We start from the raw sequence: 24457 nt of genomic DNA, 5'->3' as shown, positions 1-24457 counted from the left end.
TGGATTTTTATGGAAGTATGATTTATGAATAGAATCAATTTTTTTGAGTCTTGTAGTGAAGAGTTGAAGCTTTTTATTGAGTTACTTGGTTGTAAAGATGAGGAGAAGGAGTCATTATTGAATGCTTCTTTTGATCGGGATAAATTCATTGAGTTTTTAACCCGTCATCAGGTATTAAATCATATGTCCATTGTAATGCCTGAGTTTCGACTTAGGGTGTCTGATGATGACTATAGAATAGTTTTAAGACTTGTAGAGGGAGCAGTTTACAGGCAGCTACAGATGACTCATACGTTGGTTGAGGTTTCAAAGCTGTTGAGAGCTAATGAAGTTCATAATTTAATATTTAAAGGTCCGATGCTCTCTTATGAACTCTATGGGGTTTTTGGGCTTAAGTCTTCTATTGATTTAGATTTTTTGATTAAAAAGGAAGATTTAATTAATGTAGAAAAGGCTCTTTTAGAAATAGGTTATGTGCCTGCAGGTTTAAGTTACTCGAAAATGCCGAAAGTGGTTTGGAGACTTTTTAGTGCCTTTAATTACCATGCCGGATATATTAATCATGATAAGCAACATGAGGTTGAGATGCACTGGAAGTTTTTTGCTTCTGAAAGTATCTTCCCTAACACTACAAATGATCAGCTTACTAGCTTAAGAGCTTTTTCAATCGCTGGAGAACAGGTTTATACCCTACCTAAAGAAGAATTGTTTATTTACCTATCGGTTCATGGTTCCATACATCTTTGGGGAAGGTTTAAATGGCTTCTTGATGTGAGGGGATTCCTTTTAAAGTACGAGGGGGATATAGACTGGGAATATATACTGCAAGCGAGTAACAAGGTTAACATGAAAAGAGCTGTGCTTCTTTCTGTATATCTCTGCAACGCATTTTTCAAAACTCCAATACCTAATGAGTTAGAGAGTTATAAGGGTGATAAGAACTTGCTGAAATTACTTCAGATGTCGATGGATAGTGTAAATGGACCTTTTAAAAGCGGTAGTAGGTTACGCTATATCCGTGTTATAACGCTTGTTAAGGGTAGACTAAAGGATGTTTTTACAGGCTATTTGTTTCTCTTTTTCTATTATTTAAGCCGACCTCTCTTCTTTACTTATAATAAACTGTTTAGTCGAGCGGAATGAAGCTTCCGAGTGTATGTTCAATTACTTCCCTGTAATAAAACCCTTTAGTAGGCCTTGTAATTGAATAAATATTCGTTATTGAGGCTAGCTTTGCACAAAAGTCAAAGTGCTTGGCTCCCGTGTTTGTGGCGTCAATCATAAAGTTTCGGTATGTGTTACTTAATAGGGAAAAAATTTTCTCTCCGCCTGACAATGCTTCAGTATGTAATTTGTTTACTTCGTCAGAAATAGATAAGCAGTAAACAGCTTCTAGCTTTAATTTATTAGGGTGAAATTGATCACCGAGCTGTGCTTCATACTTATCTATTACCGGTATTGGGCTAAGGTTTGAGGTTTTATTTTTAATTACTTTATTAAGTGTTTCAGGAGTAACTTTAATTATTGGGAATGATGGTATTACGCTAGGGATAGAATTTGGTGTTAATTCAATCAGTGAAACATCATCGGATAGAATTTGATAGCCTAAATCGTAACACGCAGCAGCAATAGTAGATTTTCCGACACCAGAAACCCCAGCAAAAATTACAGCACTATCACCTTTTTTTATAGTGCATCCGTGAATAGCAAATTCACCCCTTCTTAGTAACCATAAACCTAGAATGCCTTGAAGTAGAACGTGTTGGGTTACTTTAGGGGGGAGGTTGTTTTTTGTATCAACAAATATTTCGTTGTCTGAATTGATTAAAGCTTTAATCCCAATAGAATAAGACATTAATAGACTATCATTATTTGTCCAGAGATCTAAGGTGTTATTGTGAAAAGTAAAATGGCGGGAATTTTCATCATCTAAACATTCTTGTAGTCGTTGCTGATTGAAAACAATATTTAAGTCAATATTGTCTGTTTTACGATACTGAGTTAAAGACGGGAGCTTGAAATTAGTACTTATGGTATAACCATAAATGCAATAAGTATAGTTATGCATTTAAAAAAGTGAAGTGAATAGAACAGTTATTTTCTGAGTTTATTTCTGGGTGATATAACCAGCGGCACCCAGCTCTTTCAAAAACTCGGAAAGGTTTTGATGACAAGTCTCTTCATTTACATCATATTTGCTTAGCAATTCTGTACATAGGTCTCCAAATGTCATTTCTTCTGATAGGGTTATCCATATGTCACTAGCTATTGAGTCTAATTGAACGTATCGATCACTTTCAATATCCATTAAGACTACTTCATTATCAATTACACTAAAGAGTATTTGAGGGTTTCTACTGACTAGGTTTTCTTTACTAAAAGTGGTTTCCAATGGTTTTAAGTGTTTAGGTTTGAGTGACCGAAATTAGCCAAAGTATACCAAATAGTAATTGTGGGATGGGTGATTAAATAACCTTTATTAAATAGTAGATGTACTATTCCAGTATTGCATATTTGTTTGGGCGGAAATTAAATTATTTCATAATCACTGGGCTAGAATTGTGTAGTCAACTGTGCCAATCTTTGCTATTATTGTACTTCTACCACTCTAAAATAAACTTCATGAAAGACAGAGAAATTTTGAATCTAGGTAAAGCAAAAAAACAGTGGAAAAAGCCAGCCATTAAAAACACAGTTAGGATTTCCTCAATTACAAAAGGAACATTTGGCCCTTCTGTATTCGATGGTAGTTTTACTTCATAGTTTTTAGAAGCTTAGCTAGTTATTAATGAGTTTGATTTTTGGTTTTTTTGATTTGGAAAATGAATTGATTCCAAACCAAGTTTACCGGCTCTTTACCAGAGCTCAAGCAGACTCTAAAAATGAGTTCCATTACTTGAGTGGAGCTCATTTTTTTTTGGCTAGAAGTGGTGTTAAAGAGGATACCATTAAAAATGGGCTATTTGTAAGTGAGGATGATAGGTATTATGGAACAATAGATGCCCGGTTAAATAGGGTAGGCCTACTTGTAGATAAGCTACAGAAACATAATGTTAGTATATCTGAAGAAGACAGCCACAATTCATTGGCGTTTAAGGCGTATCTACTTTTTGGTGAAGATTGTACATCTCATTTGCAAGGTGATTTTGCTTTAGTAATTTACGATAGTCTAAAAGAAGAGATTTGGTGTTCGAGAGATCACTTAGGAATTAGTCCACTTTTCTATTCAGTAACTAACTCAACTCTGATAATTGCCCAATTACCTCCTATAGTAGCCTCCATAGTCAATTCCCCCATTAACTATAATTACATCGCCAATTATTTGGCATTCACTGACTCTGGTGTTAGTGAGACTGCCTTCAAGGCCGTTCGCTCATTGCCAGCAGGGCATGACTTAAAGTTTTCTTCGTCAGGCCTTAGGGCCTCCTCTTATTATTCTGTGGATAAAGTAAAAGAGAATGAAGCGTTGTCATACAATGAGGCAGCGACAAAACTATTAGAGTTGATGTCCACATCGGTAAGGGAACGCCTGAATAGTGCAAAGCATCCATCAACTATGCTGAGCGGAGGGTTAGATTCCTCTACAGTGAGTTGCTTGGCAGCCAAGGAATTAGCTAAGAGTAAGGAACGATTACAAACCTATACTTATGTTCCTATGGATGGTAATACGTATCCTGTTCTTCCTGGTGTTTTTATAAATGAAGGCCCCTATGCCTTTAAAGTCAAAGAAATGTACGAGAACATTGACTGTTCTTTGGTTGACTTAAAGGGTGTAAGCATCTTTCCTTATTTAGAAAAGCATTTGAAATATTCTGGTTCTTTAGAAGTCAACAATTTTTATAATTGGCTATGGTCTCAAGAGTTTTTAAAGAGGTGTAAATCTCGCGGAAGCAATGTACTGTTTTCTGGTCAAATGGGTAACCTGAGTATATCTTACAATGGTAGGTTGTATGGACTAGAACTAGTTAGGAAAGGTAGATGGAAGGAATTTGTTGGATATGAGTTGAAAACAAAAAACTTGAAGGGGTATGGTGCTATTAGATACTTAACCTATCAAATGTTTTGTGCCGTTGTTCCTTCTAAACTGAGGGTTTTTGTAGATACCCATATTAGCAGACTAGGTGGGCATAGCTACAACTGGATGGTCAAAGATTCATTTTTAAACAGGAATGGTTTGAACAAAAGGTCATTTTTAGTTGCTAATAGTGTTTTTAAGGCTGACCTACCTCTGAGAAAGAAAATGACCGCTTTTATCCAAAAGTTGGCAGTTCATAGTAAGACGTATGAACAAATCTATGGGGTTAAAGAACTAGACCCGACAGCAGATAGGCAATTGATTGAATATTCACTGACTATACCATCTAAGTATTGGTCTTATAAGGGTCAAAATAGAGCTTTGACAAGAGAAATGACGAAAGGTCTACTTCCCGATTCTTTGCGGCTGAACAATAAAAAGGGGAGACAGCTAGTTGACAGTAACCATTTAATCATGCAAGACTTAGGTGAAATAAAAAGGCGCATTGCTAACTGGAAAGAACATCCTCAATTGGAAGAAATATTCGAATTTGACAAAGTTCTATCCGCACTAGATTCGCTTTCGCTGAATCTAAATAAGTACGACCCTGATCTTAGTACTTTTTTGAGCAGAATGATAGCAGTGTGCCTGTTGGTAGAAATGAATTCTGAACGAGTTAATTAGGTTTTATTAAAAGTCAGAACTGATTAATAAGCCACTGGTTACAGAATATTATGGCTGGGTAAGCGGCTACAAAAGTCCAAAAGAACGATCCTAAGCCAAGTATCCAGCTATTTGTAAAGTGGAAGACTAAACCAAACCCCAAGAAAATAATTAGGCTTGCGTTTCCACCTAATAGACTTATTGGAAAAGCTGTTTCAAATATTAGAACCGACCATGAAACGGTTTTTAGAAAAGTACTTTTTTCAAGGATGGAGAGCCTTGAGATTGGGGATTTGTATAAAGGGTTTCTAATGATGTTGTATATGGCAGCTCCCTGCTTCCACTTCACTTCCTTTAGTTTTGTTAGCCCATTTTCAAAATAAACTAAACAGCACTGTATGGCAATAACCCAAATGCATGCAACTTCTAAGGTGGAGCTATTGGGGAAAAGTCTTTGCATACTAATCGAAACAAGAATGACTTGTAGAAAAACCGTATACCCAGTTCTTACAACCACTCTAATGTTGAAAATTAGAATGCCAGATAAGTACAAAAACCATATTGCGATACTTACTAACCAGTACTCAGTTTGAAAAAAAAGAATTACGAAGGCACTTAAGAGCCTTATGCCAATAAGCCATAGGATATTAGGATAGCTAATACAGAAGTTTATTAGCCGATTAACTGAGCGCTTTCTTGCTAAAGACGGACGCAATTTATTAATAAGTACCCACGAAAATAGATTGTTGTTTTGGAAGAGATGCCTTCTGTTTATTAGCTCGAATGAGTTTATAATTATTCCTATTGATGCAATTTGAGCAATAAGTTCTAATGTGCTTTCTGCTTCTATATTACTCATTAGTTATTCAGTGGTTTCAAACAAGGATATATAAGAATCATCTTTATCGTCAATGTTAATTGAGAGTTGAAATGTCTCTGCATTAACCAATTGTTCTTGTAATAAGTAATTAGCTACAAGCTTAGAGGTAATTTCTGATTTTGCTGCTAATCCAGAGGTTTGGTTGGTTGCGGTAGCTGCAGCTGTTTGCCAAAACCCATTGTACTCATGGAATTTTGGGTTCCAAAGTAAGCCTAGTGGTGAGGCTTGAGATGGCACTTCAATGACTTGCCAGTCAGACCAGTCTTCTTCCATTTTTTCTCTAAACTTAATTGTTAACAGCGGAACTGGTCTGGAGAAAAGTGCCCATTGATTTATCGGGAATAGGTAAGCAAAACTATTGAGCCATTTTGCAAGCGAGCCATACCTGATTTTAGGTAAAATAAGCCTGATAAGGCTGAAGGCAACCCAAATTATGAATATGGATAAAACTATTAACTCAGGTATACTCACTAAGTAGCTTATGATTGTTTCACGCTAAAGTTAGCTAACCAGGGACTAATACAGTGATCTAGGGATAGGATTAGTTCAAAAAAATTAAGCCCCAGCGTAAGTCATTCCGAGTACTTGCAGAGCATGTTGCTTGTACTGTTTCATAATTTCTTGGCGCTTCTGCTTACTTGGCTCCATACATATATAATAGTAAGCGCCTTCCAGTACAGTATAAATAATCTTGGCTGTCATTTCGGGGTCTTCTACCGAAATAATACCCGCGGCTTTGGCTTGGGCTAATTGTTCTTTGAGCGACACACGTAATGAATCATGTAACTGTTTGTACTTTTTACGCACCACTGGGTCGCGAAAAATCATGGTATAACAGCTATAGTAAACATGGTCGCTTACGAGCGTATCCCACTTAGTAGAAAATAAATTATCGAGCATTTCTTCTAGCTGCTCAATCAATGTTAAATCTGTGTTAACCCTGTATATGTTCAAGTATTTGTCTAGAATGTAATCGATAAGAGACAAAAGCAATTCGTCTTTACTTTTAAAGTAGTGGAGTATTAAACTTGGATTAACATCCATCTCTTCGGCAATCATTGCTATTGAGGTGTTGTGTAGCCCCTGCGCATCGGCAATGGTATAAAATGCCTGCACAATTTCTTGTCTGCGTACGTCTTTTAGGCTTTTTCTGCCCATATCTCTCTGTTTAAGGTTCGGGTCAAAGATGTGAAATATAAATTGATTGACTGTTCAATTAAAATTAAATCCACATTAATCATGAGGTAATATTAGGCTTCTACCTTTGAGCAACTAATCAAAAACTGACCTTATAATAAAAACTATGCGAACACAAGCACGCTTACTTCGGATCCATGACATCCGAAGCTGGCTTTTGAGTTTCGGGTGCATGCTAATGATGCTCCTTAGCCAAACGGCCTACTCACAAACAGTTGCCATTACCGGAACAGTAACAGATGACAAAGGGCAGCCGCTCTTTGGGATTACTGTATTAGAAAAAGGAACACAAAATGGAGTGATTACCGACATTGACGGAAAGTACAATCTAAGTGTTAGCAGTGCTGAGGCTGTGGTTGTATTCTCTTCAATTGGCTTTGTTGCTCAAGAAACACAGGTAGGAAACAGAACTACCATTAACATTGCATTGGTTGAAGACTTCTCTGATTTAGGAGAGGTTGTAGTAGTTGGTTACGGTACTGAAAAGAAGGTGAACCTTTCTGGTGCGGTAGACCAAGTTGATGCTGAGGCATTGTCTAGAAGACCTGTAAGTAGCGTTACTGAGGGGCTTCAAGGTATGGTGCCTAACCTAAACATTGCGAGTACTTCTGGTGCTCCGGGTAGCACGCCAACTATTAACATTCGTGGTATTACATCAATTAATGGTGGCGATCCATTGATCCTTATCGATGGTGTGCCTTCAAGCACTGCCGAATTGAACAGAGTTAACCCTCAGGATGTTGAGAACATTTCTGTAATTAAAGATGCCTCTGCTGCTGCTATTTACGGTGCAAGAGCTGCCTTTGGTGTAATCATTCTGACGACTAAGTCTGGTGCTAGCGGTATTAAGATTAACTACACCGGTTACACTTCTTTCAACAAACCAACTGTATTGCCAGACAAGGTTACCGACCCATACATTTACATGAGAATGTTGGAAACTTCTACCGACAACACGCCTTGGGACAACGTAAACTACAGCGATGATGAGTACGCTTGGGCAAGAGACCGCTCAAACGATCCTTCTCTACCATCTGTTCGTCTTAATCCTAACGATGAGTCGCAGTGGGCTTATATGGGCGATAAAGACTGGTCGCGCTACTTTTTAAGAGATAACACGGTTTCTAAAAACCATCAGCTTTCAGTAAGTGGTGGTACTGACGATGTAGATTTCATGCTTTCTGGTTCTTATAGTGACGATGAGGGATCATTGAAAATTGCTGAAGATTATTTTAGAAGATATACTGTAAGAAGTAAACTGAACTTCAAACCACTACCTTGGTTGACTTTGGGTAACAATACTTACCTAATTGGTACCAACAGAAAGTTGCCTTCTAACTTCAACATTAGAACAATTTACAACCTTGACCCAACAAGCTACCACATGAACCCTGATGGTTCTTGGGCTAACTCGGCTGCAGGTAGAGTGGCTGCCCAACTTGAAGATGGTGGCGAAAGCGAAACGGATTATACCAGTATGCAGTCTCAGTTCAATGCTGGTGTTGAATTGTTTAAAGACAAACTGACTTGGAATACCGACTTTACCTTTAGAAAAGGACGCGAGAATCAAAACTGGTATCAAACCAAATATCAAATTGGTTACGGCCCTGGCGATATTCGAGAAGAAGGTTCTAACACTGCTTACAGATCTAGCACAGAGTCTAACTATTATGTGCTGAATACCTACTTAAGGTATAATCAAGACTTTAACGACCACAGCTTAACAGCCATTGCTGGTTTTAACCAAGAGCATAGCTACTGGAACAGGTTTACAGCACAGCGCGATAACTTAATCTCTGCTTCTTTGCCTACTTTGGCTTTGGCTACTGGTGATCAGTATGTTGGAGAAAGCGTTTCGGAATGGGCTGTAAGAGGTTACTTCTACCGATTGAACTACATTTATAGAGACCGCTACATAGTCGAGTTCAACGGTCGTTACGATGGCTCTTCAAAGTTCCCGTCAGACAAGCGCTATGGATTCTTCCCATCAGCTTCTGTAGCATGGAGAATGGAAGAGGAGAATTTCTTCCAGCCACTTACGAATACGTTCAACCAGTTTAAACTAAGAGCTTCCGTGGGTTCGCTAGGTAACCAAGCCATTGGGCCTTACGAGTACATTGCTACAATGGATGCTTACCAAGGCAACTACCTTATAGATGGTAGTCTTCCACTAGAGATCAGTTCTCCACAATTGGTGTCTTCTAACTTTACTTGGGAAGAAGTGGTAACCACCAACTTTGGTATCGACCTAGGTATGTTCAACAATGTATTGACGGCCACTTTCGATATCTACCAGAGAGATACCAAAAACATGCTAACGGTTGGTAAAGAGTTGCCAGATGTATTGGGTGCTACTGAGCCAAAAGAAAATGCTGCAGACTTAAGAACAAACGGTTGGGAGCTTTCATTGGGCTACAAAAACGATTTCAAATTGGCTTCAAAGCCATTGTTCTTCCAAGCAAGTTTTGTGTTGGGCGATAGCAAAACCAAAATCACGAGGTTCGATAACCCGAATGGTTCAATTACACAGTTCTACGAAGGAATGGAGCTAGGAGAGATCTGGGGACTTGAAAGCGATGGATTCTTCACCTCGCAGGCAGAAATCGATGCATTAGATCAAAGCGCGATCATTCCTTGGGGTGCACTTTCTATTGTAGAAGGATGGCCTAAATATGTGGACCAAAACGGTGATGGCAAAATTACTAAAGGCTACACTTTGGACGATACCCAAGATTTGAAACGAATTGGTAATCAAGCACCTCGTTACAACTATGGTTTCACAGTTTCTGCAAACTGGAATGGGTTCGATGTTAGCGCTATGTTCCAAGGAATTGGTAAGCGTGATTACTACCCACTTGACTACTTGTACTGGGGTTATTACCAACAACCATATGCAGGTGGTTACCCTCACTTGTTCGATTACTATAGAGCAACAGGAGAGACAGGTGCTGACAGAGACCGTCACTCAGATTCTTACATAGCGGCAGGTTTGGCAGATCAGAACCTAGACGCTAAATACCCACACTTGCAGTCGTGGTTGGCCGATAGAAACCTTGGTGAGCGAATTGACGAGGCGCAAGGTTTGGCTATTCCACAAACTGACTACCTATTGAGCGCTGCTTATTTGCGCTTTAAAAACCTTACTGTTGGCTATACGCTACCTCAGCTGTTGACCGAAAAAATCGGCTTTAGCAGTGTAAGGGTCTATGTAAGTGGCGAAAATCTAATGGAATGGTCAGCTTTGAAGGATTTCTACGATCCAGAGGCAGTTAACGATGCCATTGAGTACAACCCTGCGGTTAGCAAGTCGGGCAGTGTGGGTAAAGGGTATACTTATCCTTTCCAAAGACGCTACATCATTGGTTTAAACTTTTCGCTTTAATCACTCAGGTTATAAAAACTGAAAACGATGAAAAATCTTAAATACATTTTATTGGCAGCCATTTTTGCGGTTTTCAGCTGTGAAGATGACTTTCTGGAGGTGGTTCCAGAAACTTCAATTGGTACAGAAAACTTCTTCAATACAGAGGAGGACCTAAATATCTACATCAACAGCTTGTACAACTTTCCTGGTACGGGAATTTACTACAACGATAGAGCAACGGATAATGCGGGTACAACTGGTAATACAGAGCTTAAAACAATGATGGTTAGTACGCCATCTTCCACCACCGTTACAGGTGGCTGGGGCTGGGGTACCCTTAGGTCTGTAAACCTTTTCTTGGAAAACTTTGAAAAGGCTGATTTAGATCAAGAGAAAATGGATCACTTTGAAGGACTTGCGAGATTCTTTAGAGCGAACTTTTACTACGGCATGGTAAAGCGTTACTCTGATGTGCCTTACTATGATTTTGTAATTAATACAGATGATACTGAGGCTTTAATGAAAGCCCGCGACCCGCGCGAGTTTGTGGTAGAAAAGGTATTTGAAGATTACCAATTTGCTATTGACCATGTATTTGTTGATCAGCCTGATGGTGCGATTAACAATTGGGTAGTGAAAGTGTATATGGCACGTGCGGCCTTGCACGAAGGTACTTTCAGAAAGTATCACACTGAGTTGGGTTTGCAGGGTACGGCCAATGAGTTTTTGCAAATGGCTGAGCAAATCACTAACGATATCATTAACAACGGACCGTTTGCTATTTACAACACAGGCAACGTAGCTAGCGATTATGGCAGTTTGTTTACAAACGCCAACCTAAATGGTAATTCGGAAGTGATTTTTGCAGTGTACAGCGAAGACCAAGTAAGAAATAGCGGTTGGGGTGAAACACTTTTTGGAAACTACGAAGTGAGCCCGGCTAAAGACTTGGTTCAGGCTTATTTAAAGGCAGATGGTACTTCTTATACAGATCAGGCTGGTTACGAATCTTTCGATTTTGTAACTGAGTTTGAAGATAGAGATCCGCGTATGTACCAGACATTTGCGTTCCCGGGTTGGGAAAACAATAACACCAGAACTTACTCTCAAGGTGGTGGAATTTACGTGCAGCAATTGGCGAAAAACTTTACTGGTTATCACCAAATAAAGGGTTTTGTTAACCTTACGGATCAGTCTTATATCAATAGCCTTGATATTCCAGTGCTACGTTTTGCAGAAGTACTTTTGATTAATGCAGAAGCAAAAGCCGAACTGGGTAACATTACTCAAGCTGACCTTGATAGAACAATCAACCAGCTGCGAGATAGGGCGGGTATGCCGCACATGACTATGGGAGTGGGTACCGATGCTTACCAAAGTGCTAAATACGCTGGCATTAGCCCACTTTTGGCAGAAATAAGAAGAGAGCGCAGGGTAGAGTTGGCGCTTGAAGGCTACCGTCACGATGATTTGATGCGTTGGGAAGCAGGTAAACTGATTGAGGCAGAACCGAAAGGGCTTTATTTCAGAGGCTTGGGTAAGCACGACTTAACAGGCGATGGAATTGAGGATATTGTGTTGTTGCCAGCCGATCAGTCTATTCCTGAAGATAAAGAAGAGAACTCTTTGGGTGTGCAACTGGTGTACTACAGAGCAGGTTCGGTAGGCGAGAATGTAGGTGTTTTCCTTTCGGAAGGGACAAGTGGCTACGTTGTGGCTACTGTAGAAAGAGGAACATTTGATGATCCTAAATTCTACTACCGTCCGGTACCGGCAAACCAGGTTCGTTTAAATCCGAATCTTACTCAGATATTCGGTTGGGATTAGGTTAAATTGATTCACTTAACAGGGGAAGGCGTCCAACCTGTCTTCCCCAATTTTTTATTATGAAGCATTTGAAAGTTTTAATGTCTGCTGTGTTGTTGGTGTTCGCTATGTCCGTGCATGCGCAACGTAAGGCAGTAATGATTTTGATTGATGGCGTACCTGCCGATGTATTAGAGCAGGTGGCTACTCCGGCAATTGACGAGATTGCAGCTGTTGGTGGCTATACCAGAGCCTACCAAGGTGGTGGTAAAGATATGTACAGCCAAACGCCAACCATTTCTGCACCTGGTTATATGAATATGATCACCGGTGTATGGGGCAACAAGCATAATGTTTGGGGCAATGGGGTGAAAAATCCTAACTACAATTATTGGAATGTTTTTCATGTAGTGAAGGCACAAGCACCTGAGAAAAAGACGGCTATATTTTCTACTTGGTTAGATAATAGAACCAAACTTATTGGTGATGGAAAGGCTGAGGCCGGTGGAAAAATAATGGACATTGCGTACGATGGCTATGAGCTAGATACTGTACAATTTCCGCATGGCAATAGCAGAATATTCATCTATAACATTGACGAGTTTGTAACGGACAAGGCAGCCGAAACAATTAAGGCTGATGCTCCGGATGTTTCGTGGGTGTATTTGGAATATACTGACGATATGGGGCATGCCTTTGGCGATAGCCCGCAAATGATTGATGCTGTGGAAAAGGCCGATGCGCAAATTGGCAGAATTTGGGAAGCCATAAAGTATCGCCAAGAACAGTTTGGCGAAGAGTGGCTACTTACTGTCACTACAGATCATGGTAGAACCGAGAGCAATGGCAAAGGACACGGTGGTCAGTCGGAGCGTGAACGAACTACTTGGGCGGCTACAAATGCTCAAAATTTGAATGCCAGGTTTGAAAGTACACCACCAGTGGTAGATATTATGCCTACTGTTCTTAAGCACCTAAATGTAGAAATGCCAAAAGACATAGCACAAGAGGTGGACGGTGTCTCATGGCTAGGAGATGTATCGTTGTTCGATGCTGTAGCAAACTACGAAAATGGCAAACTTACCTTAAGTTGGTCTCAAGGGTCGGCAGGAGGAAACGTGACCGTTTACATGGCTGCTACTAACAACTTTAAAACAGGTGGAAAAGACGATTACAAAAAGCTTGGCAAGGCTAAATTGACTGAGGGTACTTTCACTAAGTCCATTCAGCTAGAAAAGGGCGGAACTTATAAGTTCTTGCTTGAAGGAAAACACAATTCAACCAATGTTTGGTTGGTTTTAGACAAATAAATATGTTCGGAATAACGCTTACTTCTTTTGTAGTGCAGTTAGTTGGCTGGGTAGGCACTGTGCTTTTTATTGTATCATACTTACAGTTGAACAGAGGTGTTTGGACACTCAAAACCATTAAGTATCACACTTATAATATTCTCGGAAGTATTTTTCTGGTAATTAATACGGTGTATGATTACTCCTATGCTGCGGCTATGGCCAACCTGTTTTGGGGAGTGGTAGCTGTTTATGGTTTTTACAAGTATAGAAAGCCAGCTAAAGAAGTAGCGTTAAAGCAAGAGTCTTAAGTAACCAATAATTTACCCCTATAGATAGAGGCTGTCTTAAACAAGCAGATCCTTTCGGTCGGCCATTTCTCTATCGAGAGATTTCCTTCCTCAGGATGACGTTAAGCTTTTGAGACGGCCTCTTTATTTTAGCTGGTAGTGAAAGCCAAAGTTGGCCACAGCAAAGTCTGTAACGGTAACATTTACATCAAACACCCAATTTTCATGCTTTAAAAAAGTACCTAGGCCAAGCGTAGGATTGGTTTCTGATGCGGTAATGGCTCCAAGGCTGTAGTAAAAACCGAGGTTTTCCGTAGGATGCAGCGATACTTTATAACCTAAATAGAAATTAAGTTTAGAGGGGTGCATGTGAAGAAATCCGGGAATTGTTTGATCTGCACTACGCTTGAACTCGTCATAAGCTCCATCTTCATAAAAAAGCGAGGTTTTATAGCCAATGTGCCACCACTTTCTTCTAGTACCTATTCTTAAGTTGCCTTCGTGAGATAGGCCTAGGCCATAAAAGCCAACCTTTTGATCGAAAGGGGCGATCATGCCGTTTGGTTGATAATTGCCAAAATAAGCTAAGGCTCCTGTGGAGAGATCGTACTTCTTTTTTACGATAGACTGGTATAGCCAAATGCTGCCACTTTCCATATTATCAGTTTCTCTATAACCCTCACCAAGAGACAGTTTGGCGCTTATAAACTCTGCTTTAGTGGTTTGAGTGGTGGTGTCGGTGTAGTTTGGCTTGTGCATGGGGGCAGCCGGGTCCGAAATGTTGGCAATACCATATCCTACTTCGCAACTTTGCAGTAGAAAGAGTGCTGAGCACAAGAGAAAGATTAATAGTATGTTGCGTGTGTAATTGTTTGTCAAGCCAGTACCTTTTTAGGAAGAAAGTTAGCTTGTGAATATAAAGAAAAAGGGGTGAAAAAATCACCCCTTAATATTATCCCATGGCTAAGTCTTGCTTAGCGAAAGGTATTTTATAAATCCTTCGTCCGGTAGCTGCAGCGATGGCGTTGGCCAAAGCACCGCCAGCCGGTGGTAGGGAAGGTTCGCCCAGTCCAGTTGGGCTATTTAAGCTTTCTACAAAATGCACATCAACCGATGGCGCTTCTTTCGACCTAATAAGCCTAAACTTATCAAAGTTATTGGCCTGAGGAGTTCCGTTTTCGAAACCAAAGTCACCATACATGGCGTGGCCAATACCGTCAACAGCACCGCCTTGTACTTGGTTAATGGCTGCATCTGGGTTTACAACTATTCCACAGTCAACGGCCACGGTAATGTTGCTAACCCTAGGTTGTCCGTTTTCTGTAACTACGTCTACAACTTCGGCCACATAAGTATTGTGCGAGTAATAGCTGCTAAAGCCTTTGCTAACACCGTTTGGCGCTTTGCCCCAGTTGCCTTTATCAGCAGCTAGTTTTATTACACCAATCATTTTTTCCGGTTCATAGTCTAACGGCTCTCCAAAAGGATTGCTCTTGGCTTGCTCTAAGATGTCTAGCCTTAACTGAATGGCATCAATGCCCATTTCTTCAGCCAGTTCATCGAAAAAGCTTTGCTCTGCCACAGCTAAAAAGTTGGTGACAGGCGCACGCCAAGCACCGGTAGTAATGTTACTATCAATGTTGTGCGAATCCACTCTGTAGTTTTCAATGCCACCTGCAGGGAACCAATGTTCGCGTGTTGTACCGCCCATTCTTATTCCTGCTCCGGTTAAATGGTAGCCTGTAACCTTACCATTTTTATAAGCCGCTTTGAATCGGTATTTAGAAGATGGTCTGTAAATACCAGCTGTCATATCGTCTTCTCTGGTATACTGTAGTTTTACTGGTTTCCTGATTTTGTTGGAGATTGCAGCGGCTTCCACCACAAAGTCACCATACAGTCTTCTGCCAAAACCACCGCCCATACGCGTCATGCCAATGGATATTTCCGATTCGTCTCTGCCCAATAGCTGCGCAATAGTGCCTAACGACCACTGTGGAGTCTGAATTGGTCCCATCAGTTCTACTTTTTCATCCGTCACATCGGCAAAAAAGTTCATTGGCTCCAATGTGTTGTGCGGTAAGAATGGAGCTTCGTACGACTTTTCAAAAACACCATCTGCCTCAGCAAAGGCTTTATTTATGTTGCCATCGTTTCGCCTTTCCGATTTACCATCTGCCTTTTTTAGGGCGGCATCTAGTTTAGCAATGTGCTCTGGAGTACTTTCTCTATGCTGGCTGTCTTCCCAAGTAACTTTTAGGGCACGCTGGCCTTTAATGGCGGCCCAAGTATTGGTGGCAATTACCGCCACTTTCTCGCCTCGGGCTTTGTCAGCATCAGATGTGTGGTCGGTAAACCTCACGACATCTATTACACCATTTACTTTACGTGCTTCAGTATCATCCAGCGTTTTTAGTCTTGTGCCGAATGCTTGGGGACGCAAAACAGCTGCGTAAACCATTCCTTCTTTCTGGTAGTCAATCCCGAAAAGTGGTTTTCCGGTTACTATCTCGTCAAGGTCTACGTTCTTTTTACTCTTTCCTATAATCTTAAAGTCTTTAGGATCTTTAAGCGGCACTTCGGCAGGTACTTCAATACCAGCCGCTTTGCTCGCTAGCTCGCCATAAGAGCGCTTTTCACTCCCGTTAACTACATAGCCATTCTCTGTTTTTAGGCTTGCAGCATCCACGCCCCATTCTTTAGCGGCAGTAAGCACCATAAGGTGGCGGGCTGTTGCTCCAGCCATTCTTAGGCTTTGCCAGCCTTGGCGAATAGATTGGCTACCACCAGCCACTTGGCGTTGGTAGTTTTTGGTGTCTAACGGAGCCTGTTTTACAATTACATCCTCCCAGCTGGCGTCTAATTCTTCGGCCACTATCATTGGCATGGAAGTCTTTACATTCTGGCCAATTTCGGGGTTTGGCGACATAATGGTAATTTCACCATTGTCGGCAATTGTTAAAAAAGCATTAATGTCGAACCACTCAGAAGCAGGTGGTCGTACGGTTTCTGCCGGGCTACAACCCCAGGCAAAACCAATCATTAAACCGCCACCGGCTAGGGCAGAGGTTTTCAAGAATGATCTTCTATCGACTTTTGTTTTAATCAATGTCATTGTTCTTGCGTTTAGGGTTATTGAGCGGCAGCATCGGCTACAGCTGCTTTAATTTTGTTGTAAGTACCACAGCGGCAAATGTTGCCATGGGTAGCATCGGCAATTTCGTCTGTGCTCGGATTTGGATTCCTTTTAAGCAAAGCAGCAGCATTCATAATTTGCCCTGCCTGGCAGTAACCACATTGCGGTACATCGTGCTTTTTCCAAGCTACTTGTACCGGATGGTCACCTTTTTCAGAAAGCCCTTCAATGGTAGTAATGGCGCTTTCGCCAATGGCTGATACCGGAATTTGGCATGAGCGAACTGCATTGTCATTCATGTGAATGGTGCAGGCACCGCACTGGCCAATTCCGCAACCGTATTTTGTTCCTTTAAGGTCAAGCGCATCGCGAAGTACCCAGAGCATTGGGGTGTCTGGGTCTGCCTCAACGGTTTTTTGCTTGCCGTTAATTGTTAATGTATAGTTTGCCATAGTTCACGGATGGTTTGTTCAAGATTAGGGTAATTAAGTTAGCGATATTGATAGCAATATCATAGTGGGTTTATTTAACTCCTACGAATGCACGTATGTTTGGATAAACTGCATAGTTTACCTGTCAAAATGCAGTAAGGTTTTTACCCTTAAAAAGTGACTAAAACGCTATTTAGAGAAAGTATGGTTCACTTTCTAACCTCATTTTTGGCAGATGGGTGCAAAAAAATGCTTTGTATCCCATTATGTATCAACTAATTAAAGCTTTCATTAATTTGGTCGTACAATTAGCCTGAAATACTTGACTATGAAACGACCTCAACTACTCATTGCCCTTGTGGCTTGCTGCCTACTTTTTGCAGGCCAAACGCTTAGTGCCCAAGAAAGCCTAAACGAAAATTTTTCAAAATTGCTCGATGAATCGGAGTCTTATCAGGATTATAAAGTGATAAGAACCTCTAAGTTGGTTCAGTTTAAGTCGGCTATGCTCGATAGCCTTTTCGAGTACAACAAAAGCATTGCCTCATTAGAGTCTGAGGTGAACACCCTTAAGTCGGATCTGGAAACATTGAAAAGTGACTACGCCACAATTGCTGCTAGCTTAAATGAGAGTGAAGCCAGAAATGGACAAATAGGCGTGCTTGGTCTAAACATTGAAAAGTCGGCTTATAATATTGTGGTATGGTCGTTTGTGGGCTTTTTTGCCATAATAGCAACTATTCTGTACTTCCGAATTAAGCATGTATGTGCTGTTGTTAAGCGTGTTAAGGCTGCTTATTCTAAAATAATGGAAGAGTACCGCCACCAGCGTTTTCAGGCTACAGAAAAGCAAATGAAATTGAAGCGCGAGCTGCAAACTGTGCAGAATAAACTCGACATGATGCAGGCTTCTGAAGAGACTACATTCGCGCGATAGAATAATCAACAAAGTATTTAAGACAAACAGTGTCGAATTAGGTTGGCAATTCCTAATGAAAAAGCCCTATCAGACGGATAGGGCTTTTTATTTGTGTTTTATCTGCTAGTTGAAAACTATGCGTAGTCTTCTCTCGGTTTTGGGCCACCAGCCAAGATTTCTTCGTTGGCGTAAGACTCAAACTTCTTAAAATTCTCTTGGAACATACGCGCCAATTTGTTCGCTTTTTCGTAGAAACCGTTGTCGTCTTTCCAAGTTTCTCTAGCGCTCAAAATTTCGCTTGGCACATCTGGGCAGGTCATAGGAATTTCGGCACCGAATATTGAGTGCTTTCTGTAACCTACGTTGTCCAACACACCAGAAAGTGCAGCAGAGATCATAGCTCTTGTATAGCGTAGTTTAATTCTAGAACCAACTCCGTAAGGACCTCCAGTCCAACCAGTGTTGATCAACCATACGTTAACACCGTGCTGATCCATTTTCTCACCTAGCATTTCGGCATATTTAGTTGGGTGCAATGGCATAAATGGTGCACCAAAACATGCTGAGAATACAGGAGTAGGCTCTGTTACACCAGCTTCGGTACCAGCTACCTTAGAGGTATAGCCAGAAATAAAGTGGTACATCGCCTGACCTTTGCTCAACCTCAAAATTGGAGGCATAACACCGTATGCATCGCAAGTTAGGAAGAAGATGTTTTTAGGAATACCACCAATTGATGGTTCTGCAATGTTGTTAATGTGGTCGATTGGGTAAGAAACACGTGTGTTTTCAGTTACCGTAGTGTTTGTGTAGTCTACCGTTCTGGTACCAGGAACAAAGCGTGTATTTTCTACAATTGCACCGTACTTAATTGCTCTGAAGATATCAGGCTCGTTTTCTTCTGTAAGGTCAATAGCCTTAGCATAGCAACCACCTTCAAAGTTGAATACGTTTTTGGCTGTCCAGCCGTGCTCGTCATCACCGATCAACAAACGGTTAGGATCGGCAGAAAGCGTAGTTTTTCCTGTTCCTGAAAGACCAAAGAAAATGGCAGTGTCTCTTTCTTTAATACCCATGTTGGCAGAGCAGTGCATAGGAAGCACGCCATCTACAGTTGGCAACAAGAAGTTCAATACAGAGAAAATACCTTTTTTCATTTCACCAGAATACTGCGTGCCACCAATTAGGATCATACGCTTGGTGAAGTTTACAATCGCAAAGTTCGATTGACGAACACCGTCTGTTTCTGGGTCTGCTTCAAACTCTGGGCAACAAATAATTGTAAAGTTTGGCTCAAAGTCAGGCAGTTTGTACTCTTCCGGACGGATGAACATGTTGTAGCAGAAGAGGTTGTGCCAAGCGTAAGTGTTGATAACACGTAACTTAAGGCGATGGGTTTTATCGGCACCGGCATAAGCATCGCGCACATAAACTTTGCGCTCTTCAAGGTAGCCGATCATTTTAGTATAAATTCTGTCGAAAGATTCTGGAGTTACGCCAATGTTGATGTCGCCCCACCAAACCTTGTCTTCAGTCATTTCATCTCTAACAATAAAGCGATCTTTAGGCGAGCGGCCGGTGAATTTTCCGGTGTCGCACATCAAGGCTCCGGTGTCGGTTAAGTTGCCTTCGCCATTTTTGATTGCTTCTTCAATTAGCTCAGTAGGAGTTAGGTTCCAGTGAGCCTCTTTTACTTTTTTAATCCCGGCTGCTTCTAAGCCGGCTTTGTTCGATTTTTTACCAGTTTCTACCATTTTTTGTGGTTAATTTTCAGGTTCTGTGAAAACGATTGCAATTACGTATTACCAATCAAAATTCGGAAATAAAACTGACTGAAATACTGACTTATATCAAGCTTTAATGTGAGGTTTACACCTGCGGTAGTATATGAAATCGAATGCATACGTCAGAATGTATTTGTAAAAAGGGTTTTGGCGTGTTACTTTCAGCGTTTTAAACAAAGATAATTTTATGACTGACGCGAACTCAAGGCCAGAACCCGAATTACTTGGCCACCCTAAAGGCCTATTCTATTTATTCTTTGCAGAGTTATGGGAGAGGTTTAGTTTTTATGGAATGCGTGCACTCTTAACCCTGTATATGGTTAATGAGATTTTCGAAGCACTAGCTACTCGAGATTTGGCCGCAGCTGCTGTTTATTCTTCTTACGGTTCTTTGGTTTATGCGTCAACGGTTGTTGGTGGCCGTATTTCTGATCAACTTTTAGGTTTTAGAAAGTCCATTATGTTAGGTGGCGTTTTAATGGCCCTTGGTCATTTTGTTTTGGCCGTTGAAAATAATATGGCATTCTTTTTGGCACTCGCCTTAATTGTGGTGGGCAATGGGTTTTTCAAACCTAACATCTCCACTTTTGTAGGGTCTTTGTATAAAGATGGTGATGCGAGAAAAGATTCTGGGTTTACCATTTTCTATATGGGAATTAACATCGGGGGGTTTGTAGCTCCATTACTTTGCGGATGGCTAGGTAGAGAATATGGTTGGCATTACGGTTTTGGTTTGGCGGGAATAGGGATGCTAACAGGGCTTCTTTTCTTCTGGAGTGGAATAAAGAAAGGAGTGTTTATGGACAAAGGGTTAGCCCCTTCAGAAGAAGCCTTGAACAAACCTATGCTAGGGGTAAAGAAAAAGACAATGGTTCCTATCCTTGCATTTTTAGCAGCACCAATTATTGCAGTTATGTTATCTTCTTACCAAGCTATTGGTGGTGGAGATACCCTCTTTGGAGATCAAAACTTTGTGAATGTTTTCTTTAAAACAATTGGGGTAGTAATTCTGCTGTACCTCGGCTACATATTATACCAGGCTAACCCTTCAGAACGTAAAAAATTGGCAGTGGCTTTATTCATTACACTCTTTATGACGGTTTTTTGGGGTTTCCATGAATTGTCGGGTAGTGTAATTACTCTTTTTGCTGACAGAAACGTGAATTTGAGCATTATTGATGCTGCACAGACTAATGCGTTGAATTCAATGTTCATTATTATTCTTTCCATTCCAATTTCTTTGCTATGGACTTTTCTGGCCAAAAAGAAAAAGAACCCAAGGACACCATATAAATTTGGTTTAGGGTTGGCCTTGGCCGGAATTAGCTTCTATGTACTTTCATTGAGTGGTGCTTCGGCCGATGAAAATGGAATGGTTCCATTTGCTTACTTACTGGTAATGTACTTTTTGATTTCGGTTGGTGAGTTGTTTATGTCACCAGTTGGGTTGTCTAAAATCACCGACCTTTCACCTAAAAGAATTGTAGCATTTATGATGGGGGTTTGGTTCTTGTCTTCGGCATTTGCATTTCAGGTGGTAGGTTTTATAGGAAAGCAGTTGGCTATAGAAAGTGATAGCGCTGAAATTCGTGGTTTTGCGTCTTTAGACACTTACATTGGCGGGTTCGAAATGATTGCACAGTACGCGCTTGGTGGTGCCGTAATCGTATTTTTACTTTCACCATTATTAAATCGATGGATGCAGAATGTTCACTAGAATAGAAAATCCATTTATATAAATACATGGCCGCCTGATACTTACAGGCGGCTTTTTTGTTAGCTTTAGTTGCAAACCAATAAAACTAACATGAAAAAATCCTTGAAATTCAAGCTGGGCTTTGGCTTGATGTTGTCATTCCTGATGATTTCGGCCTGCCAAACCTCTTCTGAGACGCCCTCGGATGAGTTTTCCCTCGATTACGAAAAATATGTTTTAGACAATGGCCTGGAGGTTGTGCTCCACCAAGATAAGTCGGACCCAAAAGTAGCGGTTGCGGTACTTTATCATGTCGGGTCGAATAGAGAAAAGCCGGGAAGAACAGGCTTTGCACACTTTTTTGAGCATATGCTGTTTCAAAACTCTGAAAATGTAGGAGCAGGTAACTTTATTAAGTATGTAAATGAACTGGGAGGTACTTTTAATGGAGGAACATCCACCGACCAAACAGTGTATTTTGAAACGGTGCCAAGCGATGCGCTGGAAAAGATACTTTGGATGGAGTCGGACAGAATGGGTTTTTTCATCAATACCATTTCCGAATGGGGCTTGGAGAATGAAAAGCAGGTTGTAAAGAACGAAAAAAGACAAGGGGTAGATAACCGTCCTTACGGCCACAAAGATTATGTTCAGCTTAAAAACCTTTACCCTGAAGGCCACCCATATAGCTGGGACGTAATTGGAAGTTTGGAGGATTTACAGAACGCTACTATTGCCGATGTAAAGGAGTTCTATGCCAAGTATTATGGGGCAGGTAATGCCACTTTGGCGATTGCCGGAGATATTGATATAACCAAGGCAAAGGAGCTCGTGAACAAGTACTTTGCTGAAATAGGGTCAGGTCCAGCGGTAGAAACTATTGAGCCGATGCCAGCTGTATTGGATGAAACAAAGCTTTTCTACCACGAGGATAAGTTTGCCAACCTACCAGATGTTCAAATGATTTGGCCTACGGTGGAAGAGTACAATAATGACATGTGGGCACTGAACATGTTAGGACAATTGCTAACTGACGGAAAGAAGTCGCCATTGTACAAGGTGATAGTTGAAGAAAAGAAGTTAGCACCAAATGTTTATGCATATAACAGGTCGAGTGAGATCGCGGGTACTTTTAATGTTGGAGCCAGGGCTTTTGATGGTGTAAACCTTAACGATTTGAGGGCTGCAATTTTTGAGGGTTTTGAGAAGTTCGAAAAGGAAGGTTTTACCGATGCCGATATGGAGCGGATTAAAATTGGTGCGGAAACAGGTGTTTATAACTCTGTTTCGAGCGTGTTCAGCAAGGCCTATCAATTGGCTAGCTACAACACCTTTACCAGTAACCCAGGCTATATTTCTACCAACCTTGAAAAGACACTTGCCGTGACCCGTGAGGACGTAATGAGGGTTTACAACAAGTATATTAAAGGACAGCATTATTTGGCAACCAGCTTTGTACCCGTTGGTCAGCAAGACTTGGTTTTGGAAGGCTCTGTAATGGCCGAAGTGGTTGAAGAACCAATTGTTCAGGGTGCTGAAGGTAACCTGGATAAGTATGAAAGAGATGTTGAATTTGAGAAAACACCTTCAAAAATTGATAGGAGTGTAATTCCTGAATTGGACGGAGAATTAAGTTTTGCACCACCAAGCATTGCTACCGATGAGCTTTCGAATGGAATGAAGGTATTCCATATTTATCAGGATGAACTGCCTATGGCGCAATTTAGCCTTAGAATAAAAGGAGGAATGTATTTGGATGACCCTGCTAAAGTAGGTACAGCATCATTACTCGATAATATGCTGATGGAAGGTACGGCCAATAAAACTCCCGAGGAGTTGGAAGAAGCGCTTGGACAGTTGGGGGCAAGCGTAAGCGTTCGTACTTCCAGAGAATACATTACAATATCGGGTAACTCTTTGGCCAAAAATTATGATGAAGTGCTGAGCATTGTGAAGGAAATTTTACTTGAACCAAGATGGGATGAAAAGGAATTCGATCGAATTAAAAGTTCTGCATTAAATGCCATTCAGCAGTCCAATGCTAATCCGAATGCTATTGCTTCGCGCGTATTTAACGAGGTGCTTTATGGCAAGGAGCACATATTCTCGAACCCAACATCAGGAACAGCAGCTTCAGTAGCCTCAATTACGCTAGACGACCTGAAGACCTATTATAGCAAGAATTTCTCTCCTTCAATTGCTTCATTCCATTTTGTTGGAGCCATTGAAAAGGAAGATGTGATGAATTCGCTTTCAACCCTCGAGGTTTGGATTCCGAAGGATGTAAGCTTCCCGGAATATGAAGTAAAAACCAATGTGGATGATTCCAGAATCTTCTTTGTGGATTACCCAGATGCCAAGCAATCGGTAATTAATATTGGTAGAGTGGCCATGGAAAATGGTAACGATGATTATGCTGCCGCATCTGTTTCTAACTATCGTTTGGGGTCAGGTTCTGGTTCAATTCTCTTTAAAGAACTAAGGCTTGAAAAGGGCTATACATATGGTGCTTACTCAGGTTACAGCAGAACTATGGATGGGGCTGTTTTCCAAGCATCTTCAAGCGTAAGAAGTAATGTAACCAAAGAGTCTGTTGACCTTTTCAAGGAACTGCTCGACAACTATAGCGAAGATTTCTCTGATGAAGATGTTGAGGTAACCAAGAATTCTATTCTTAGAAGTAATACGCAGTCTTACGAAACTTACGGAAGTTTGCTCGGTATTCTTCAGAATATCTCTACATACAATCTGGACTTGGATTACATACAGAAAGATGAGGCTGAGTTGAAAGCAATGGACAAGGCTGAGATTCAAAAGTTGATTAATGAGTTTATGAACCCTGATGATCTGATTTACGTGGTAGTAGGCGATGGTAAAACGCAATTGCCTAGGTTAGGAAATACCGGCCTTGGAAAACCTGTTTTAATCAATAAAGACGAAGAGTCGCTGAAAATAGAGAAGTAAATAACAAATGGATATAAATGCAA

At 40.9% G+C, this 24457-nt stretch carries 18 protein-coding genes; 10 read left to right on the top strand and 8 right to left on the bottom strand.

Annotated features, from left to right (window positions below):
• The first annotated feature begins 24 nt into the window (after nt 1-24).
• Nucleotides 25-1143, top strand: coding sequence for a nucleotidyltransferase domain-containing protein (locus tag BMW98_RS13950; protein ID WP_090259192.1), 1119 nt, complete (start codon nt 25-27; stop codon nt 1141-1143).
• Here the strand turns inward: BMW98_RS13950 and BMW98_RS13945 are convergent.
• Both BMW98_RS13945 and BMW98_RS13940 read right to left on the bottom strand, forming a co-directional pair.
• Nucleotides 1127-2068, bottom strand: coding sequence for a phosphoenolpyruvate carboxykinase (ATP) (locus BMW98_RS13945; protein WP_090259191.1), 942 nt, complete (start codon nt 2066-2068; stop codon nt 1127-1129). The genes BMW98_RS13950 and BMW98_RS13945 overlap by 17 nt on opposite strands.
• Nucleotides 2069-2107: 39 nt before the next feature.
• Nucleotides 2108-2392 carry a PqqD family protein gene (locus BMW98_RS13940; RefSeq protein ID WP_090259190.1) on the bottom strand — a complete coding sequence of 95 codons (285 nt, stop codon included), beginning with the start codon at nt 2390-2392 and terminating at the stop codon, nt 2108-2110.
• 230 nt (nt 2393-2622) lie between these two features.
• Between BMW98_RS13940 and BMW98_RS20495 the strand changes: the two genes are divergently transcribed.
• Nucleotides 2623-2763, top strand: coding sequence for a hypothetical protein (locus BMW98_RS20495; RefSeq protein ID WP_162844720.1), 141 nt, complete (start codon nt 2623-2625; stop codon nt 2761-2763).
• 25 nt (nt 2764-2788) lie between these two features.
• Entirely contained in the window at nt 2789-4699 is a 1911-nt protein-coding gene (locus BMW98_RS13935) for an asparagine synthase-related protein (protein ID WP_090259189.1), read from the top strand.
• Nucleotides 4700-5540: 841 nt separating this feature from the next.
• On the opposite strand, the gene BMW98_RS20340 is transcribed toward BMW98_RS13935, so the two are convergent.
• Both BMW98_RS20340 and BMW98_RS13920 read right to left on the bottom strand, forming a co-directional pair.
• Nucleotides 5541-5831: a hypothetical protein gene (locus BMW98_RS20340; RefSeq protein WP_139177577.1), complete on the bottom strand. Its 291-nt coding sequence runs from the start codon at nt 5829-5831 to the stop codon at nt 5541-5543.
• A gap of 282 nt (nt 5832-6113) precedes the next feature.
• Entirely contained in the window at nt 6114-6716 is a 603-nt protein-coding gene (locus BMW98_RS13920; protein WP_090259186.1) for a TetR family transcriptional regulator, read from the bottom strand.
• Nucleotides 6717-6861: 145 nt separating this feature from the next.
• Between BMW98_RS13920 and BMW98_RS13915 the strand changes: the two genes are divergently transcribed.
• Genes BMW98_RS13915 through BMW98_RS13900 form a run of 4 tightly spaced genes read left to right on the top strand, consistent with a single transcriptional unit; the run spans nt 6862 to nt 13525 of the window.
• Entirely contained in the window at nt 6862-10137 is a 3276-nt protein-coding gene (locus BMW98_RS13915; protein ID WP_245733595.1) for a SusC/RagA family TonB-linked outer membrane protein, read from the top strand.
• Nucleotides 10138-10164: 27 nt separating this feature from the next.
• A complete protein-coding gene (locus BMW98_RS13910; RefSeq protein ID WP_090259184.1) occupies nt 10165-11946 on the top strand; it encodes a RagB/SusD family nutrient uptake outer membrane protein in 1782 nt (593 codons plus the stop codon).
• A gap of 59 nt (nt 11947-12005) precedes the next feature.
• Nucleotides 12006-13235: an alkaline phosphatase family protein gene (locus tag BMW98_RS13905; protein ID WP_090259183.1), complete on the top strand. Its 1230-nt coding sequence runs from the start codon at nt 12006-12008 to the stop codon at nt 13233-13235.
• Between the two features lie 2 nt (nt 13236-13237).
• Nucleotides 13238-13525 (top strand): CBU_0592 family membrane protein, encoded by a 288-nt coding sequence (locus BMW98_RS13900; RefSeq protein WP_090259182.1) that lies wholly within the window; start codon nt 13238-13240, stop codon nt 13523-13525.
• Nucleotides 13526-13648: 123 nt separating this feature from the next.
• Here the strand turns inward: BMW98_RS13900 and BMW98_RS13895 are convergent, their stop codons facing one another.
• The 3 genes from BMW98_RS13895 to BMW98_RS13885 all read right to left on the bottom strand — a co-directional run bounded on the left by BMW98_RS13895 (nt 13649) and on the right by BMW98_RS13885 (nt 17092).
• Nucleotides 13649-14383, bottom strand: a complete 735-nt coding sequence (locus BMW98_RS13895; protein WP_139177575.1) for a hypothetical protein — start codon at nt 14381-14383, stop codon at nt 13649-13651.
• A gap of 73 nt (nt 14384-14456) precedes the next feature.
• Nucleotides 14457-16619: a xanthine dehydrogenase family protein molybdopterin-binding subunit gene (locus BMW98_RS13890; protein WP_090259180.1), complete on the bottom strand. Its 2163-nt coding sequence runs from the start codon at nt 16617-16619 to the stop codon at nt 14457-14459.
• A gap of 17 nt (nt 16620-16636) precedes the next feature.
• A complete protein-coding gene (locus BMW98_RS13885; RefSeq protein ID WP_090259179.1) occupies nt 16637-17092 on the bottom strand; it encodes a (2Fe-2S)-binding protein in 456 nt (151 codons plus the stop codon).
• A 307-nt stretch (nt 17093-17399) separates the two neighbouring features.
• Here BMW98_RS13885 and BMW98_RS13880 point away from each other — a divergent pair, with 307 nt between their 5' ends.
• A complete protein-coding gene (locus BMW98_RS13880; protein WP_090259178.1) occupies nt 17400-18008 on the top strand; it encodes a hypothetical protein in 609 nt (202 codons plus the stop codon).
• A gap of 116 nt (nt 18009-18124) precedes the next feature.
• On the opposite strand, the gene pckA is transcribed toward BMW98_RS13880, so the two are convergent.
• On the bottom strand, nt 18125-19744 hold the full coding sequence (gene pckA / locus BMW98_RS13875) for a phosphoenolpyruvate carboxykinase (ATP) (RefSeq protein WP_090259177.1): 1620 nt from the start codon (nt 19742-19744) through the stop codon (nt 18125-18127).
• 217 nt (nt 19745-19961) lie between these two features.
• Between pckA and BMW98_RS13870 the strand changes: the two genes are divergently transcribed.
• Together BMW98_RS13870 and BMW98_RS13865 are read left to right on the top strand one after the other, a co-directional pair.
• The gene (locus BMW98_RS13870; RefSeq protein WP_090259176.1) at nt 19962-21491 is read left to right on the top strand and encodes a peptide MFS transporter; all 1530 of its coding nucleotides are present in this window, start codon (nt 19962-19964) and stop codon (nt 21489-21491) included.
• 90 nt (nt 21492-21581) lie between these two features.
• Nucleotides 21582-24434: a M16 family metallopeptidase gene (locus BMW98_RS13865; RefSeq protein ID WP_090259175.1), complete on the top strand. Its 2853-nt coding sequence runs from the start codon at nt 21582-21584 to the stop codon at nt 24432-24434.
• Nucleotides 24435-24457: the final 23 nt, after the last annotated feature.

The organism is Roseivirga pacifica (assembly GCF_900111145.1).
Lineage (GTDB): Bacteria > Bacteroidota > Bacteroidia > Cytophagales > Cyclobacteriaceae > Roseivirga > Roseivirga pacifica.
This window is presented reverse-complemented; position numbering and strand designations above follow the sequence as displayed.

Coding starts and splice junctions, on each gene's coding strand:
- BMW98_RS13870 (WP_090259176.1), top strand. CDS start 19,962: ATGACTGACGCGAACTCAAGGCCAGAACCCGAATTACTTGGCCACCCT.
- BMW98_RS13910 (WP_090259184.1), top strand. CDS start 10,165: ATGAAAAATCTTAAATACATTTTATTGGCAGCCATTTTTGCGGTTTTC.
- pckA (WP_090259177.1), bottom strand. CDS start 19,744: ATGGTAGAAACTGGTAAAAAATCGAACAAAGCCGGCTTAGAAGCAGCC.
- BMW98_RS13900 (WP_090259182.1), top strand. CDS start 13,238: ATGTTCGGAATAACGCTTACTTCTTTTGTAGTGCAGTTAGTTGGCTGG.
- BMW98_RS13885 (WP_090259179.1), bottom strand. CDS start 17,092: ATGGCAAACTATACATTAACAATTAACGGCAAGCAAAAAACCGTTGAG.
- BMW98_RS13865 (WP_090259175.1), top strand. CDS start 21,582: ATGAAAAAATCCTTGAAATTCAAGCTGGGCTTTGGCTTGATGTTGTCA.
- BMW98_RS13920 (WP_090259186.1), bottom strand. CDS start 6,716: ATGGGCAGAAAAAGCCTAAAAGACGTACGCAGACAAGAAATTGTGCAG.
- BMW98_RS13890 (WP_090259180.1), bottom strand. CDS start 16,619: ATGACATTGATTAAAACAAAAGTCGATAGAAGATCATTCTTGAAAACC.
- BMW98_RS20495 (WP_162844720.1), top strand. CDS start 2,623: ATGAAAGACAGAGAAATTTTGAATCTAGGTAAAGCAAAAAAACAGTGG.
- BMW98_RS20340 (WP_139177577.1), bottom strand. CDS start 5,831: ATGGAAGAAGACTGGTCTGACTGGCAAGTCATTGAAGTGCCATCTCAA.
- BMW98_RS13905 (WP_090259183.1), top strand. CDS start 12,006: ATGAAGCATTTGAAAGTTTTAATGTCTGCTGTGTTGTTGGTGTTCGCT.
- BMW98_RS13950 (WP_090259192.1), top strand. CDS start 25: ATGAATAGAATCAATTTTTTTGAGTCTTGTAGTGAAGAGTTGAAGCTT.
- BMW98_RS13945 (WP_090259191.1), bottom strand. CDS start 2,068: ATGCATAACTATACTTATTGCATTTATGGTTATACCATAAGTACTAAT.
- BMW98_RS13915 (WP_245733595.1), top strand. CDS start 6,862: ATGCGAACACAAGCACGCTTACTTCGGATCCATGACATCCGAAGCTGG.
- BMW98_RS13935 (WP_090259189.1), top strand. CDS start 2,789: ATGAGTTTGATTTTTGGTTTTTTTGATTTGGAAAATGAATTGATTCCA.
- BMW98_RS13880 (WP_090259178.1), top strand. CDS start 17,400: ATGAAACGACCTCAACTACTCATTGCCCTTGTGGCTTGCTGCCTACTT.